Annotated in this window: 1 protein-coding gene; it reads left to right on the top strand. The window is 67.7% G+C overall.

Annotated elements, in window-relative coordinates; translation table 11 throughout:
* Window positions 1-864 precede the first annotated feature (864 nt).
* The coding region (locus tag MKK82_RS02205) for a transposase (RefSeq protein WP_409566769.1) at window positions 865-960 on the top strand (96 nt) is incomplete at its 3' end.

The raw sequence follows: 960 nt of genomic DNA on the forward strand, positions 1-960 counted from the left end.
AGCAGGTGCCTGTAGAGTGGCTGGCGGAGGCCAAGAGACTGTTGGTCGTAGGGCCGAAGGCGCCTCGGCACGGTGCCGAGTCTCGCCGGATCCTTCCCAACCTGATCGTGCCTGAGGCTCAGCAGGTCGAGCCGACTTTGATGCAGATTGCGGAAGAGCAATCGCAGAGGCCGCGGCGCGGACGACCGCCCAAGGCCAAACCGAACGCTTCCGAGATGGTCGAGGAACTGATCTCGGAGACCGCCGTCGAAGTCGCGCCTGAGGAGCCAGCGCGCGCGCCAGCACCGCCGGCGCCGCTCCCTCAGGTGATACGCATCACTAGGGCGCCGGCTGCCCTGCCACCTGGCGAGCGATGGAAGCGGCGCCTCGGTCGATGGAACCGGTAAAGCCGCAGGATCGACTACAGGATCCCTTAACCGTTTTGCGCAACTATGTTCTCAGCGACCGGTCATATGCCGCGCGCCGGAAGAGCAGCACCGAGGCTTAACTCCCCCCGTAGCCTCGGTGCGGCCTCGCCGGCGCGGTCGCGCCAAAGCGGAGGGTGGTTCCAAGCCGGCGCGGCGACATCGCTCTTTGCGGCTGCTACAGCACCCGTCCTTCCCGCAAACGGGCCCGAGGCGTTCGCGACGTCGCATGGCCTGTAGCGGGCAAGCACGCGACGACAGGCGTAACCGGGCCAGTTCCTCGGGGCTCGCCCGTGACGCCTCGGCCGGGCGGTCTCGTGAGGGTCGGCGCGGTGCGGCGGGACTGGAGACCGCGGGGCGCCGGCCCATGGCCTACATATCGTGCCCTGTCGTGGGCGCCCTGTGTACCGCGACGCTCTAGAGGCTGTTACGGACCTGCGGCTGCGCCAGTTTCGGAGGGATGCAGTCCCGTCACGCCTATCCGTCTGATGTCAGCGATGAAGAGTGGGCGCTGGTCGCCCCCTACCTGACCTTGCTTCCCGAAACGGCCGCTCAG

This window comes from Methylobacterium sp. E-046, from assembly GCF_022829625.1.
Taxonomy (GTDB): Bacteria; Pseudomonadota; Alphaproteobacteria; order Rhizobiales; family Beijerinckiaceae; genus Methylobacterium; species Methylobacterium longum.